General features: G+C 72.4%; 10 protein-coding genes. 7 read left to right on the top strand and 3 right to left on the bottom strand.

All coding sequences use genetic code 11. The annotated features are described in order from the left end of the window. Positions 1–74: 74 nt before the first annotated feature. From H9652_RS16035 to topA, 6 genes are all read left to right on the top strand, one after another. Positions 75–1,151, top strand: coding sequence for an ABC transporter ATP-binding protein (locus H9652_RS16035; RefSeq protein ID WP_191797255.1), 1,077 nt, complete (start codon positions 75–77; stop codon positions 1,149–1,151). Then, the gene (locus H9652_RS16030; protein ID WP_191791805.1) at positions 1,148–2,128 is read left to right on the top strand and encodes an ABC transporter permease; all 981 of its coding nucleotides are present in this window, start codon (positions 1,148–1,150) and stop codon (positions 2,126–2,128) included. The genes H9652_RS16035 and H9652_RS16030 overlap by 4 nt, the downstream gene beginning before the upstream one ends. A 4-nt stretch (positions 2,129–2,132) precedes the next feature. After that, the gene (locus tag H9652_RS16025) at positions 2,133–3,326 is read left to right on the top strand and encodes an ABC transporter permease (RefSeq protein ID WP_225228342.1); all 1,194 of its coding nucleotides are present in this window, start codon (positions 2,133–2,135) and stop codon (positions 3,324–3,326) included. Then, a complete protein-coding gene (locus tag H9652_RS16020) occupies positions 3,323–4,411 on the top strand; it encodes an ABC transporter ATP-binding protein (RefSeq protein ID WP_191797253.1) in 1,089 nt (362 codons plus the stop codon). The genes H9652_RS16025 and H9652_RS16020 overlap by 4 nt, the downstream gene beginning before the upstream one ends. 227 nt (positions 4,412–4,638) lie before the next feature. Further along, positions 4,639–5,601, top strand: a complete 963-nt coding sequence (locus H9652_RS16015; protein ID WP_318244214.1) for a phosphatase PAP2 family protein — start codon at positions 4,639–4,641, stop codon at positions 5,599–5,601. Between the two features lie 260 nt (positions 5,602–5,861). Further along, positions 5,862–8,699, top strand: a complete 2,838-nt coding sequence (gene topA, locus H9652_RS16010) for a type I DNA topoisomerase (RefSeq protein WP_191797248.1) — start codon at positions 5,862–5,864, stop codon at positions 8,697–8,699. Between the two features lie 124 nt (positions 8,700–8,823). Here the strand turns inward: topA and H9652_RS16005 are convergent, their stop codons facing one another. From H9652_RS16005 to H9652_RS15995, 3 genes are all read right to left on the bottom strand, one after another. Then, the gene (locus H9652_RS16005; RefSeq protein ID WP_191797246.1) at positions 8,824–9,969 is read right to left on the bottom strand and encodes a glycerol dehydrogenase; all 1,146 of its coding nucleotides are present in this window, start codon (positions 9,967–9,969) and stop codon (positions 8,824–8,826) included. A gap of 159 nt (positions 9,970–10,128) precedes the next feature. Continuing rightward, complete coding sequence (locus tag H9652_RS16000) at positions 10,129–12,711, bottom strand: ABC transporter permease (protein ID WP_191797244.1); 2,583 nt, start codon at positions 12,709–12,711, stop codon at positions 10,129–10,131. Then, positions 12,711–13,526: an ABC transporter ATP-binding protein gene (locus H9652_RS15995; protein ID WP_191797242.1), complete on the bottom strand. Its 816-nt coding sequence runs from the start codon at positions 13,524–13,526 to the stop codon at positions 12,711–12,713. Before H9652_RS15995 ends, H9652_RS16000 begins: the two co-directional genes overlap by 1 nt. 184 nt (positions 13,527–13,710) lie before the next feature. On the opposite strand from H9652_RS15995, the gene H9652_RS15990 reads away from it, so the two are divergent. Then, a complete protein-coding gene (locus H9652_RS15990; RefSeq protein ID WP_191797240.1) occupies positions 13,711–15,363 on the top strand; it encodes a DUF5979 domain-containing protein in 1,653 nt (550 codons plus the stop codon). Positions 15,364–15,404 lie beyond the last annotated feature (41 nt).

Genomic DNA, 15,404 nt, shown 5'->3' with positions numbered 1-15,404 from the left:
ACGGCCCCCGCCCCCTCGCGAGCAGCCGGTCAGCGCTGACTCCACCCCGTTCCCCCCAGCAGTCAGGTTCACCCATGAGTTCCGACACGTACCACGCCCCCGCGCCCCCGCCCGACGTGCCCGTCCTCGAGGCCCGCGGGCTCACCAAGCACTTTCCCGTCAAGGGGCTGCGGTCCCACGCCGTCGTGCACGCGGTCGACGGCGTCGACGTCTCGCTGCGCAGCGGCCAGGTCGTCGCGCTCGTGGGGGAGTCCGGCTCCGGCAAGTCGACCATCGCCCGGCTCCTCGCCCGTCTGTACACGCAGACGTCGGGCGAGATCCTGCTGCACGGCGAGCCCGTGACCGCGCACCGCGGCCGGGCGTTCCGCCGGTACTGCCGGCGCGTCCAGATGATCTTCCAGGACCCGTTCGGCTCGCTGAACCCGGTCCACACGATCCGCTACACGCTCACGCGCTCGCTGCGGATCCACCAGCCGAAGCTGCGCGGGCAGGCGCTCGAGGACGCCCTGGAGGCGTTGCTCAACAGGGTGCAGCTCCAGCCCGAGCGGTACGTCGACAAGTACCCGCACGAGCTCTCGGGCGGGCAGCGCCAGCGTGTCGCGATCGCCCGTGCCCTGGCCGCCGACCCCGAGGTCCTGCTCGCCGACGAGCCCATCTCGATGCTCGACGTGTCGATCCGCATCGGCATCCTCAACCTCCTCAAGGACCTGCGCGACCGCCTCGGCATCGCGATCCTCTACATCACGCACGACATCGCCTCGGCCCGGTACTTCGCCGACGAGACCCGCGTCATGTACGCGGGCCGCATCGTCGAGCACGGCGAGAGCGAGCTCGTGACGCAGGAGCCCGCGCACCCCTACACGCAGCTCCTGGTGCGCTCGGCCCCCGACCCCGAGAACCTCGCGGCGCAGGACCGCACGGGCGCGAACGGCGAGCCGCCGTCGATGGTCCGCCCGCCCGAGGGCTGCCGCTTCAGCCCGCGCTGCCCGTTCGCGACGGACCTGTGCCGGAGCACGGTCCCCGCCCTCGTGCCCGTGGGCGACGGCCGCAAGGTCGCCTGCTGGGGCTACGTGGAAGCGTCCGACGTCGAACCTGCCGAGCGGGACCTGCTCCCCGTGCTCGGCGCTGCACGAGTGGGGGTGTCGGCATGAAGTACTTCCTGCGACGCATCGTCTTCTACGTGATCACCGCGTGGGCGGCCATCACGATCAACTTCTTCATCCCGCGCATGATGGACGGCGACCCGGTGTCGTCCTTCATCAACAAGAACCAGGGCCGCATCAGCTCGGAGGCCCGCGAGTCGCTGTACGTCCTGTTCGGGCTCGACAGCGGCGCCTCGCTCTGGGAGCAGTACGTCGACTACTGGAAGATGCTCTTCTCGGGCGACCTGGGCCTGTCGATCATGCTCTTCCCGAGCACCGTGAGCGAGGTCATCGCGCAGGCCCTGCCGTGGACCATCGGCCTGGTCGGCATCGCGACGGTCATCAGCTTCCTGCTCGGCTCGTTCCTCGGCGTGGTCATCGGCTGGCGCCGCGGGTCATGGGCTGACGGTCTCCTGCCGATCACCACCTTCTTCTCGTCCGTGCCGTACTTCTGGCTGGGTCTGGTCGCGATCATGCTCTTCTCGGTGACGTGGTCGATCTTCCCGTCGTCGGGCGCCTACCAGCCGGGGCTCGTGCCCGGGTGGAACTGGGAGTTCATCAGCTCCGTGATCCAGCACGGCACACTGCCCGCGATCACGATCGTGCTGTCGTCGGTCGCGGGCTGGATCCTCGGCATGCGGAACATGACGGTCACGGTCACCTCGGAGGACTACGTCACGGTCGCGCAGGCCAAGGGCCTCTCGGAGCGTCGCGTGATGTTCGGGTACGCGGCCCGCAACGCGATCCTGCCGCAGGTCTCGGGCTTCGCGCTGTCCCTCGGCTTCATCGTGTCGGGGACGCTCGTCATGGAGAAGGTCTTCTCCTACCAGGGTGTGGGCTTCACGCTCCTGCAGGCGATCGGCGCGCACGACTACCCCCTCATGCAGGGCATCTTCCTCATGATCACGCTGTCCGTCCTCGTGGCGAACATCCTCGCCGACCTCGCCTACGTGGTCCTCGACCCGCGCACCCGACAGGAGGGCTGAGAAGATGACCGGCATCCCCGTCCAGATGGACCACGCCCAGCTCGACACCGGCTCCGAGCCGCTCGCCCCCGAGGTGCCCCGGCGCCGCAAGGGGACGCGCAAGAAGCAGAAGCTCCTCTTCCTGCGCAACGGCAAGTCCTTCACCGGGCTCGCGATCCTGGGGTTCTTCGCGATCCTCGCGGTGATCGGCCCGTGGATCGCGCCCTACGACCCGAGCGCCATGTCGCCCGACGTCCTGCAGCCCCCGAGCGGCGCGCACTGGCTGGGCACCACGCACGTGGGCCAGGACGTGTTCTCCCAGATCCTGGTGGGCACGCGCGGCGTCATGATCGTCGGTTTCGTCGCGGGCATCGGGGCGACGCTCCTGTCGATCCTCGTGGGCGTGAGCGCGGGCTTCCTGGGCGGCGTGAGCGACGAGCTGCTCTCGTCGCTGTCGAACATCTTCCTCGTCATCCCCGCCCTGCCGCTCATCATCATCGTCGCGGGCCAGCTGCCCGACGCGGGCGGGCTGACGGTCGCGCTCATCCTGGCCGCGACGAGCTGGGCATGGGGTGCACGCATCCTGCGCGCCCAGACCCTGTCGCTGCGCCGTCGCGACTTCGTCGAGGCTGCGCGCGCCAACGGCGAGTCGACGTGGCGCATCGTGTGGTTCGAGACCTTGCCCAACCTGACGGCCATCATGGCGTCGAGCTTCGTGGGCACCGTGACCTTCGCGATCCTCATGCAGACGACGCTCGCGTTCATCGGCGTCACGTCGATCTCGGACTGGAACTGGGGCACGATCCTCTTCTGGGCCGAGCAGCAGCAGGCCCTGTCGCGCGGCGCGTGGTGGTGGTTCGTCCCGGCAGGCCTGTGCATCGCGATGCTCGGCATGGCGCTGACCCTCATCAACTTCGGCATCGACGAGTTCGTCAACCCGCGCCTGCGCTCGACGGGCGCGAGCCCGCGCGCCCTGCGCAGGCGCCGCATCTCGCCGCGCATCGGCTTCACGGCCGTGGTCCGCGAGGGGGCTCCCGCCGCGGGCGCCACGACCAGCAGGCCCGACGGCGCCACGCGCCCGGGTGCGTCGACCGCCCCGACCGGTGCGACGCCGTCGGGCAGGGGCACGCCCACCCCGGGCGGGCCGGGCACCCCGGGGAGCACGCGCGACGACCGCGACACCGACGGCACGACCGCACGCAAGGAGAACGCCCGATGACCGTCACCGACCTTTCCCCCGTGGGCGCCTCCACCGGGACGAGCAGACCCGTGCTCGAGATCCGCGACCTGCACGTCGCCTACGGCTACGGCCCCGAGCCCGTGCGCGCGCTGCGCGGGGTGAACCTCACGCTGCACGAGGGCGAGGTCCTGGGGATCGCGGGCGAGTCGGGCTGCGGCAAGTCGACCCTCGTCTACGCCGCGACCCGCCTCCTGCCCCCGCCCGGCCTCATCACGGGCGGCGAGGTGCTGTTCCACGGGGGCGTGGGGAGCACGGGCGGCGAGCCCGTCGACATCCTGCGCATGAGCGACAAGGAGCTGCGGCGATCGCGCTGGCAGGACACCGCGATCGTGTTCCAGGGCGCCATGAACTCGCTCAACCCGGTCTACCGGGTCGGCAAGCAGCTCACCGACGCGATCGCGGCGCACCGCCCCGGCATGTCGCGCACCGACCGCAACGACCGGGCCGCCGAGCTGCTGTCCATGGTCGGGATCGCGAAGGACCGCATCTCGGCGTACCCGCACCAGCTCTCGGGCGGCATGCGCCAGCGCGTCATGATCGCGATGGCGCTCGCGCTCGAGCCCAAGGTGCTCATCATGGACGAGCCCACCACGGCGCTCGACGTCGTCATGCAGCGTCAGATCGTCGAGCAGATCATCGAGCTGCGCGACCGCCTGGGCTTCTCGGTCGTGTTCATCACGCACGACGTGTCGCTGCTCATCGAGGTCGCCGACCGGATCGCGATCATGTACGCGGGCGAGATCGTCGAGCAGGCGTCTGCGAGCGACGTGTACCGGCGCCCGCGCCACCCGTACACGCACGGGCTGCTCAACTCGTTCCCGCCCCTGCACGGGCCCAAGCGCCCGCTCGTCGGCATCCCGGGCTCGCCGCCCGACCTCCAGGCCCTGCCGACCGGGTGCCCGTTCCGGCCGCGCTGCGCGCACGTCATGGACGCGTGCGCCGACGTCCACCCCGCGCTGGGCCCCACGTCGCTGGGGCTGCCCGGCGTCGGCGAACCGGGACGGTCGGTCGCGTGCCTGCTCCACGACGGGCACGGCGAGGTCCCCGCGGAGCTGCGCGTCTGACGCGAGCCACGCACGCCAGGGTCGATGATCCCAGGCGACTCCTCGGTCGCGGGGACGCCCGGTCGTCCCCGCGAGCAGAGCCGGCCGGTACCCCGCGTCGGGTGCCGGCCAGCTCGTGCGCGTCGCAGGGCGCTCCCGGCCGACGTGTGAAAGACCACCCACCGCCACGCCCTGACCTGCCCGTTCTCTTTGCCGGATCCCCACACGCGGTGACCTACGGTGGACGGGTGACCTTCCCTCCTCCTTCGACGACGCAGCCGACCGCACGCCCGCTGGCACCCCCGCGGGCCGTCGGTGCACGCCCCGTGCACGCGCCGAGCACGGGCGCGACGCACGTCGGGGCGCGTGTCGCGGCGAGCCTGACGGCTCTCGTCTCGGTGGTCCTCGTGTGGCAGGTCTGGCAGTACTTCGTCGCGTCCGAGGCGGGGCAGCACCTGGACCAGGCGGCGCTGCGCGGCTCCGACTACGGACGCGGCACGCTGTGGGCTCTCGGGGAGCCCGTGCTCGACGTCGTCTCGGTCAGCTTCGTCGTGCTGGGCCTGGGGACGGCCATGGGGATCGCGCTGCTCCGTCGTCGCTGGGGGCTCGCCGTCCAGGTCGCGTTCGTCGTGGTCGGGTCGAACGTCACGACCCAGTTCCTCAAGAAGTCGGTCCTCGACCGACCGGACCTGATCGGCGGCGGGTGGGGCGTGGGGAACACGCTGCCCAGCGGGCACACCACGGTCGCCGCCTCGGTCGCGGTCGCGCTGCTGCTCGCGGTCCCGCGGGCGGCGCGCCCGGTCGTCGCCGTCCTGGGGGGGACGTACACGGCGGCCACGGGAGTCTCGACCCTGATCGGTCACTGGCACCGACCGAGCGACGTGGTCGCGGCGATCCTCGTCGTGACGGCGTGGACCGCGCTCGCGCTCGCGCTCACCCCCGCGAGCGCGCTCGACCCCGTCCCCGCACGTGGCAGCAGCGCCTACCCCGGCTCGGTCGTCGTGGCCGTGCTCCTGTTCCTGGGGGCCGGAGCGGCGATGCTCGGTGCCGCGTGGTGCCTGCGCGAGGTCTATCCCGCGAGCTGGGACATGACCGACCTCGCCGAGACCACCGCGTACGTGGGCGGGGCGCTGGGGGTGGTCGCCGCGACGGCGATCTCTTTCGCCGTGCTGCTCCTGCTCCGCCAGGCGACGTCCCGTCCCGGGAGATGACTGTCGCCCACAGGTCGGGGGACGGCACGCCCTGCGGGGGCGTCCACGACGACCGCGAGCCCCTGCCACGGGGGCCCTCCACAACGGATAAGGTGCCGCCTGGCGCCAGTGGCGTAACGTCATAGGCTGCCGGTGGGAACGGGACGCTGGGGTCGTGGGCCATGCCCCAGCCCGACGCCGGACCCCACCTCAGCACCTCGGCCCACCCGGAGATCGCTCCGGGCACGAGCCACACCAGCAGCAACGGAAAGCAGGAACGGATGTCCTCAGGTCGCAAGCTCGTCATCGTGGAGTCCCCCACGAAGGCACGCAAGATCCAGGGCTACCTCGGTGACGACTTCGAGGTGGAGTCGAGCGTCGGGCACATCCGCGACCTCCCGCAGCCGTCCGAGCTGCCCGCCGACATGAAGAAGGGGCCGTTCGGCAAGTTCGCGGTCAACGTCGACGAGGGCTTCGAGCCCTACTACGAGGTCTACGCGGACAAGAAGAAGAAGGTCGCGGAGCTCAAGCGCGCCCTGAAGAACGCCGACGAGCTCTACCTCGCGACCGACGAGGACCGCGAGGGCGAGGCCATCGCGTGGCACCTGCTCGAGGAGCTCAAGCCCAAGGTCCCCGTGCACCGCATGGTCTTCCACGAGATCACCCGCGAGGCCATCGAGCGTGCGCTCGAGAACACGCGCGACCTCGACGAGCACCTGGTCGACGCCCAGGAGACGCGCCGCATCCTCGACCGTCTGTACGGCTACGAGGTCTCGCCGGTCCTGTGGCGCAAGGTCCGCCAGGGGCTGTCCGCGGGGCGTGTCCAGTCGGTCGCGACGCGCCTGGTCGTCGAGCGCGAGCGCGAGCGCATGGCCTTCGTCGCCGCCGAGTACTGGGACGTGTCCGGCACGTTCTCGCTCGCCGACAAGACCGCCGAGGACGCCGACAAGAGCTTCGACGCCCGCCTGGTCCAGTTCGGCGGCGCCCGCGTCGCCTCGGGCCGCGACTTCGACGACCGTGGGCAGCTCAAGCCCGCGGCGGCACGCGACGGCGTGGTCCAGCTCGACGAGCAGGCTGCCTCGCTCGTGGTCGGTGGGCTCGAGGGGGCCGACTTCGCGGTCCGCAGCCTCGAGACCAAGCCGTACACGCGCCGTCCGGCCGCGCCGTTCACGACGTCGACGCTCCAGCAGGAGGCGAGCCGCAAGCTCCGCTTCAACTCGCGGCAGACGATGCGCACCGCGCAGGCGCTGTACGAGAACGGCTACATCACCTACATGCGTACGGACTCCCCGTCGCTGTCGGCCGAGGCCACGGACGCCGCGCGGCGCCAGGCCGCCGAGCTGTACGGGCCCGAGTTCGTGCCCGGTGCGCCGCGCGCCTACGCGTCGAAGGCGAAGGGCGCGCAGGAGGCCCACGAGGCCATCCGCCCCGCCGGCGACTCGTTCCGCACCCCGGCCCAGGTCGCCCGCGAGATCAGCGGCGACCAGTTCAAGCTGTACGAGCTCATCTGGAAGCGCACGGTCGCCTCGCAGATGGCGGACGCCAAGGGGTCGACGGCGTCGGTGCGGCTTGCTGCGCCGATCGGCCTGACCGTGGTGGCGCCGCTCTCGGGCAAGACGTTCGTGCCGGACGGCCCGGCCCCCGAGGCCGTGTTCGCGGCCTCCGGCACGGTCATCTCGTTCCGCGGCTTCCTCGCCGCGTACGAGGAGGGGACCGACGACGGTGCGGAGACGGCCGACGGCACCCCCGCGAAGTCCGGCCGTCGTCGCAACGACGAGGACGCCCGCCTGCCCCAGATGGGCGAGGGGGACCTGCTCGACGGGCGCGACCTCACGGCCGACGGGCACTCGACGTCCGCACCCCCGCGCTACACCGAGGCCAGTCTCATCAAGGCCCTCGAGGAGCGCGGCATCGGACGCCCGTCCACGTACGCGTCGACCATCTCGACGGTCCAGGACCGCGGGTACGTGCTGCCGCGCGGTCAGGCCCTCGTGCCGAGCTGGCTCGCGTTCGCCGTGATCCGGCTCCTGGAGGAGCACTTCGAGTGGCTCATCGACTACGACTTCACCGCGGAGATGGAGGCGGACCTCGACGCGATCGCGGCCGGCGACAAGGACCGCGTCGCCTGGCTGACCCGCTTCTACTTCGGGGACGGCACGGGCCGTGAGGAGGGCGAGGGGCTGCGCCAGCTCGTCGAGGACCTCGGCGAGATCGACGCGCGCGACATCAACTCGGTCCAGATCGGCGAGGGCATCCAGCTCCGCGTCGGTCGGTACGGGCCGTACGTGGAAGATCTGTCCGTCCCGGTCAAGGAGGGCGAGAACCCGCCGCGTGCCTCGGTGCCCGACGACCTGGCCCCCGACGAGCTCACGGTCGACAAGGCGCGCGAGCTCCTTGCCGCGGGTGCCGACGACGGCCGGATCCTCGGCACCGACCCCGAGTCGGGGAACCCCGTCGTGGCCCGCGCGGGACGCTACGGCCCGTACGTGACCGAGCAGCTCCCCGAGCCGAAGTTCGACGAGGGTCTGTCGGCCGCGGCGCTCAAGAAGGCCAAGGCCGCGCTGCCCAAGCCCCGCACGGCGTCGCTGCTCAAGGACATGAGCCTCGACACCGTGACGCTCGAGGACGCGCTGCGCCTGCTGTCGCTGCCGCGCGTCGTGGGCACGGACCCGGAGACGGGCGTCGAGATCACCGCGCAGAACGGTCGGTACGGCCCGTACCTCAAGAAGGGCACGGACTCGCGCACCCTCCCGTCCGAGGAGGCCATGTTCACGGTCACCCTCGAGGAGGCGCTCGAGCTGTACAAGCAGCCCAAGCGCGGTCGTGGAGCCACGGCCACCCCGCCGCTGCGCGAGCTCGGGGACGACCCGACGTCGGGCAAGCCCATCGTGGTCAAGGACGGCCGCTTCGGCGCGTACGTCACGGACGGTGAGACCAACCGGACGCTGCCGCGCGACCTGACGCCCGAGTCGATCACGCCGGAGAAGGCCATCGAGCTCCTCGCGGAGAAGCGCGCCGCCGGCCCGGCGAAGAAGAAGGCCCCGGCCCGCAAGGCTCCGGCCAAGAAGCCTGCCGCGAAGAAGGCCCCGGCCAAGAAGGCGCCGGCCGAGAAGAAGTAGCGGTCGTCGGCTCACGCCGACGTCTGCACGACGCCGAGGTAGACCCGTGTGCGCGAGGTAGACCTCCCGGAGGTCTACCTCGCGCACACGGGTCTACCTCGGCCGGGGTGGCGGGGTGACCGGGTCAGTGGTGCGTGTGCTTGACCGGCTCGGGCAGGCCCGCGTCCGCGCGGATCGCGCGCGACAGCCCCTCGATCGAGCGCAGCGCGTCGACGAGCTCGGGCACGCGGACCTCGAAGGGCATCGCGTGGATGGTCTCGCCCGGGGCGGTCGCGGCCTCGGCGACGCGGCGCAGGTCGCCCACGTCGGCGGTCGTGAGCCCGATCTCGGTGAGCGTGTTGGGCAGCCCGACGCGCGTCGTGAACTCCACGAAGTCGCGGATCTCCTGCGACGGCGCCCCCTCCAGCACGAGCTGGGTCAGCGAGCCGATGTTGACCTTCTGGCCGTGCGTGAGGCCGTGGGTCTGCGGCGCGGCCGTGAGCCCGTTGTGGACCGCGTGGGCCGCCGCGAGGCCACCCGACTCGAAGCCCAGCCCGGACAGCAGGGTGTTGGCCTCGACCACGGCGTCGACCGCGGGCGTGACGAGGTGCTCCTTGACGGCCTCGATCGCGGGCAGCGAGTTCTCCCACAGGATCTTCCAGGAGAGCTCGGCGAGCGCGGTGCCCGTGATGAGCGGCAGGCCGCCCGCCATGGTCGTCGCGTTGGCCTTGGCCACGGCACGGGCCTCGATCCACGTGGCGAGCGCGTCGCCGATGCCCGCGACGAGGAACCTCACCGGGGCGTTCGCGACGAGCTGGGTGTCCACGAGGACCAGGTCGGGGTTGTGCGGGAAGAAGCGGTACTCCTCGAACGCGCCCTCGTCGGTGTAGATGACCGACAGGGCGGAGCAGGGGGCGTCGGTCGACGCGACGGTCGGTACCGAGACCCAGCGGATGCCCTCGAGGTGTCCGGCGGCCTTGACCGCGTCGATCGTGCTGCCGCCACCGATGCCCACGATCACGTCGGCGCCGCTCTCGCGGATGCGCCGTGCGAGATGGTCGACGGCCGCCGCGGTCGCGTACGTGCCGAAGCCCTCGCGCTCGCGGCGGAGGTTCGCGGCCTGGAACGACTCGGCGACGGTGTCCTCGACGATCTCCCAGACCACGTCGTCGGCCACCAGGAGCGGCTTGGTACCGATCGGGGCGACGAACTCACCGAGCCGGGACAGCGCGCCGCGCGACTGCACGTAGCGCAGGGGGCTGATGAGGGTGCGGATCGGGACCTCGGACATGGGGACCTCCTCGAAGTGCTGGACAGGGCGTCGCCGGACGCGCACGGAGGGTCGCTCCTCGCGGACCGCCGACACCTCGACGCTATGTCGAGGCACGCCCGACCGCCCGGTGGGGCCGTGTGACGTCCGTCGTCGTCCCGCGGTCCGAGACGTGGCGCGTCAGTCGACCGTGACGGCCTCCAGCACGGGCAGGCGCGAGGCCCGGATGCCAGGCCAGACGCTCGCGACGAGACCGATCACGACCGCGAGCCCCAGGACCGCGAGCACCTGCCCCCAGGGGATCGCGAGGCTCGTGAGGCCCTGCTCGGCGAGCACCCCCGGCAGGGCGGCCGCGATCGCGATGCCCGTGAGCACGCCCAGCACCGTCCCGTAGACCGCGGTCAGGACCGACTCGATCGTGATGATGCCCGCGAGCTGGAGGCGCCCGAGCCCCACGGCCCGCAGCAGCCCGATCTCCCGCGTGCGCTCGATGATCGACAGCGCGAGCGTGTTGACGATGCCGAGCAGCGCGATGACGATCGACAGCCCGAGCAGCGCGTAGAGGATCACGAGCACCTGGTCCACCTGCGCCGCGGCCGCGTTGGCGAGCTCCTCGCGGTCGAGCACCGAGACGACGAGGAACGGCTTGACGGCCTCGGTGAGCGCGGCGCGCAGCTCGGTGGTCGAGGTCCCCGGGGCGGCCGTGACGTACACGGCGTACGTCGGGATCTCCGTGGCCCCCACGTCCGCGTACGTCGCGTCGGCGAGGACCAGGTCGGACGAGATCACCTGGGTGTCGATGATCGCCCCGACCTGCACGTCCTGGGTCCGGGTGCCGTCGTCGCTCGTGAGGGTCAAGGAGTCGCCGACCGCCCACCCCTTGTCCCGGGCCGCGGTCCGGCGGACCACCGCCTCGCCGTCGGCGAGGGCCTGGTCGGGGTCGCCCTCGACCACGGGAGCGTCGAGGGCCTCGGTGAAGAACCCGGGCGGCACGACCGTGGCCCCGCTGGGCTCGCCGTCGACGTCGAGCGTCCCGAGCCGCAGCGGGAGCGCCTGCCCGACGGCGGGGAGCCCGGTCACGGCATCGGTGACCCCCGGGGGGAGCGCGCCCGTGGCCGCGGCACCCTGGACCACGTAGTCGGCCCGCATCTGCTCGTCGACGATCGACCGGACCGAGGCCTGCGTCGAGGCCGCGATGACCCCGGTCGCGCTCACGAGCGCCATCCCGATCAGCAGCGCCCCCGCGGTGTTCGAGGTGCGGCGCGGGCTGCGCGTGACGTTGCCGCGCGCCAGGCGGCCGAGAGGCCGGATCGCCGCGACCGCCGGCACGGCCAGCACCGTGATCACGGCGCCGGCGATCGCGGGGGACAGGACGAGGACGCCCACGAGCGCCGCGCTCGCGCCGACCGCGAGCAGGACCCGGGGGTTGAGGTCGTCGACCAGGGCCCACCCGGTCGGGTCGGCCGAGGCCGAGCTCCCGAGCCGCGAGGCCAGGACCAGGAGCCCCGCGCCGAGCACCGTCAGCACGAGCCCGAGGACCGCCCGGGTGCCGGTCCCGCGGTCCGGTGCGACGTCGTCGTGCATGGCCTGGACCGGGGGAGTGAGGGCCGCGCGGCGGCCCGGGACCGCGGCCGCGACGACGCTCACCAGGACACCCAGCGAGATCGCGACCACGACCGAGGTCGCGCTCAGCGGCACACGCCCCGACAGCTCCATGCCCGTCGAGCCGAACACCGCGCGCAGGCCGCTGACCAGCACCCGGCCCAGCACCACGCCCGTCGCCGCGCCGAGCACCCCGACCGCGACGGCCTGCGCCAGGATGGACGCGAACACCTGCGCGGGCGAGGCCCCCAGCGCCCGCAGCAGGGCGAACTCGCGCTGACGCTCGCGCACCGACATCGCGAACGTGTTGGCGATGATGAACGCCCCCACGAACAGCGCGATCGCGGCGAAGACCAGCAGGAACGTCTCGATGAACCCGAGGATCTGCTCGACCCCCTGGCGGGCCTCCTCGCGCACTGCCTCGCCCGTGAGGGACTCGGCGCCCGCCGGGAGGACCTCGGCCACGCGCTCGGCGAGCACCTCCTCGGACACGTCTCCCGCGGCGTAGACCGAGATCGTGGGGACCGTGCCGTCGGGGGCGTAGGTCGCGAGCGCGGTCGCAGGGTCGAGGCCCACCAGGATCGTGCCGGCCGCTGCCGCCTCGATCGCGAAGACCCCCGTGACCGTGACGGGCTGGGGAGCGCCCGCCAGGACCACGGTCGTCGTGTCTCCGGTGGTCAGGTCGGCGGCCGACGCGGCGCTCTCCTCCAGGGCGATCTCGGCGGGCCCCACGGGCCACGCGCCGCTCGCGAGCGTCACGGTCGGCTCGTCGGGCCCCACCGCGATCCCGATGCTCGGCGGGCCCGACGTCGTGACTGCCGTGCCGTCCGCCGCGACCAGGACGATCGGACCCGACGCGTCGGGCACAGCCCGAGCGACGCCGTCGACCCCCGCGACCGTGTCCGCGAGGGAGACCGGGACCGGGGAGTGTGGCGTCCCGAAGGTGCTGCCCGCCGTGGTGGAGTCGTCGATCTCCTCGGCGCCGCGCACGTACACGTCGGCCACGAGAGTGGTCGCGATGATCTCGTCGAACGTCGAGGACAGCATCGCGCGGAACGTGAACGTCCCCACGACGAACGCGACCCCGAGCATCACGGCGAGCGTCGACAGCACGAAGCGGACGAGGTGCGCCCGGACCCCGCGCAGCGCGACCCGCAGCATCAGTCCTCCTCCGCCTGCCCGAGCGTGTCGAGGATGTCGCGCCGCGTCGGGGCCGCGAGGTCGGCGGTGATCCGCCCGTCGGTGAGGAACAGGACCCGGTGCGCGTACGAGGCCGCGCGCGGGTCGTGCGTGACCATGACGACCGTCTGCCCCAGCTCGTCGACCGACCGCCGCAGGAACCCCAGCACCTCGGCGGACGACCGCGAGTCGAGGTTGCCCGTCGGCTCGTCGGCGAACACCACGGACGGCCGCGAGACCAGGGCCCGCGCGCACGCGACCCGCTGCTGCTGCCCGCCCGAGAGCTCGGACGGACGGTGGTGCAGGCGGTCGCCCAGCCCCACCGCGCCCACGACCTCGTCGAACCACGCCCGGTCCACGGGGACCCGGGCGATGTCGAGCGGGAGCGTGATGTTCTCCGCCGCGGTGAGCGTCGGGACCAGGTTGTAGGACTGGAACACGAACCCGATCCGCGTCCGCCGCAGGGCCGTGAGGCGCCGCTGCGAGAGTCGGCTCACCTCGGTCCCGTCGATCACGACCCGACCCGACGTCGGTGAGTCCAGGCCAGCCATGCAGTGCATGAGCGTCGACTTCCCCGAGCCCGACGGCCCCATGATCGCCGTGAGCTCGGCCGCACGGAAGTCCACGTCGACGCCGTCGAGCGCACGCACGACCGTCTCGCCCTGGCCGTACGTCTTGACGAGGTCTCGCGCCCAGGCCGCCGTCCCGTCAGGTGCGTCCGGGGGCAGCGCTGGCGCGGCACCGGTTCCCGAGCGGGTGGGCGCGGGTGGGCCGGGCGAGGACGGGGCGGGCTCCATCGGAGCTCCCTTCGGTCGGAACGTCTCCATCGTGGCCCCGAAGGCAGGTGACGTGCGACACATCCGTGGATCTCGCGTCAAGACCCTGCCGCGCCGTGGTCCTCCCCAATACCACGGACCACCCGTCCGTGCGACCCGACGGCTCGACCCCCCTGCCCGCCGGGCACCACCCGAGGAGCCCATCATGACGAACCACACTCAGGCCGGATCCCCCCGGCACGCGGCGGTGCTCGCCGTGCCCCCCACGACGAGGCCCCCCACGCTCGCGTGGCGCCTGCTGTCGACGGCGCTCGCGGCCCTGCTCGTGCTCGTGGGCGTCGTCGCGATGCCCCGCACGGCGTCCGCCGCCGAGCTCGACGCCATCAAGACGGTCACGATCACCCAGCCGCTGGACGAGGTCCACCTGTGGCAGTCGCTGCGGATCGAGGCCACCTGGGCCGTGCCCGACGGCTCGCACGCGGGGGACACGTTCACCCTGGCGTTCCCGGACTCGCCCCGCGTGACGGGGTTCGCGCAGACGTTCGACCTCAAGACGCCCGCCGGTGCGGTCGTCGGGACGTGCGACGTCACGCAGGACGGTTTCGCGTGCACGCTCAGCTCGTACGTCGAGACCGCGACCAACGTCCACGGCACGCTGTTCTTCTACGCGCAGGTCAGCAGCGTGGGCGAGGGCGGCACGTTCACGTTCACCACGGGCAACGAGATGGTGATCGAGGTCCCCGTCCCGGGTGGCGAGGTCGTCCCCGGGAGCGGCTGGTCCGCCCCGGAGCAGCCCGTCAAGGGCGGCTGGGTCAGCACGGACGGCAGGACCGCCGTCTGGGAGGTCTACGTGCCGAGCGAGTTCCTGGCCGCGTCGGCCGGTGGCCCCGTGGTCGTGACCGACACCTACGACCCGCGGCTGTCCATGCGCGACGACTCGCTCGTCGTCGCGTACGTCCCCCTGGCCGACTGGAACAACGGTGACTACGGCTCGAGCGCGGTACGCCTCAGCCCCGGGACCGGGTACGTCTACACCCCGGACGTGGCCGGCTCGTCGTTCGACCTGACGTTCGTCGACCCCGTCACGGACGGCTCGCGCATGTACATCTTCACGTACCGGATGTCGCTGCCCGTGGGCGTGCAGGACGGCGACACCTTCGCCAACCAGGTCGCGGGCAGCACCGGCTGGGACGACCAGCGCGTGCTCGAGTACGCGGCCGCCGGTGGAGACGGCGACGGTGACGGCAACGGCGAGCTCCGCCTGACCAAGCACGTCACGGGCGAGGGTGCGGCGTCGGTCCTGGCGGGCACCGAGTTCACCGTCGACTACACGACGGACCGGAACGGTGCGACGACGTCGGGTCGCCTCACGGTGACCGACGGTGCGACGGTCACGATCCCCGGTCTCGCCGCCGGGACCGTGGTGACCCTGAGCGAGGTCTCGCCCGCCGCGATCGACGGGGTGACCTGGGGAGAGCCCGTGTTCTCGGGAGAGGGCGTGACCCCGGTCGAGGGTGGTGCACAGGTCACGGTCGGTGCGGAGGGCGTGGTCGAGGTCGCGCTCGACAACCCCGTCGCCCCCGTGGACCCGCCGGCCCCGCCGGTCCCTCCGACGACGGTGCCGCCCACCACGGTGCCTCCGACGACGGTGCCTCCCGTCACGACGCCGCCCGCCTCGGTCGTCCCGCAGACCAAGGTGCCGACGGTCAAGGCGACGCCCCAGGCGACGACGAAGCACGCGCGTGGTGCGCTCGCGACGACGGGTGCGACGGTCGGCCTGGTCGCCGGTGCGGCCGTGCTGCTCGTCGGCGCCGGGGCCACGCTCGTGGCGCTACGTCGTCGGGGGTCGAGCTCCTGACGGCGGCCTGAGCGCTGCGGCCATCTCGCGGCCCCGGGGGG

This window comes from Oerskovia rustica (assembly GCF_014836555.1).
In the GTDB taxonomy this organism is placed as follows: domain Bacteria; phylum Actinomycetota; class Actinomycetes; order Actinomycetales; family Cellulomonadaceae; genus Oerskovia; species Oerskovia rustica.
Note: the sequence above shows the minus strand (reverse complement) of the source record. Positions and strands in the feature narration are given on the sequence as shown.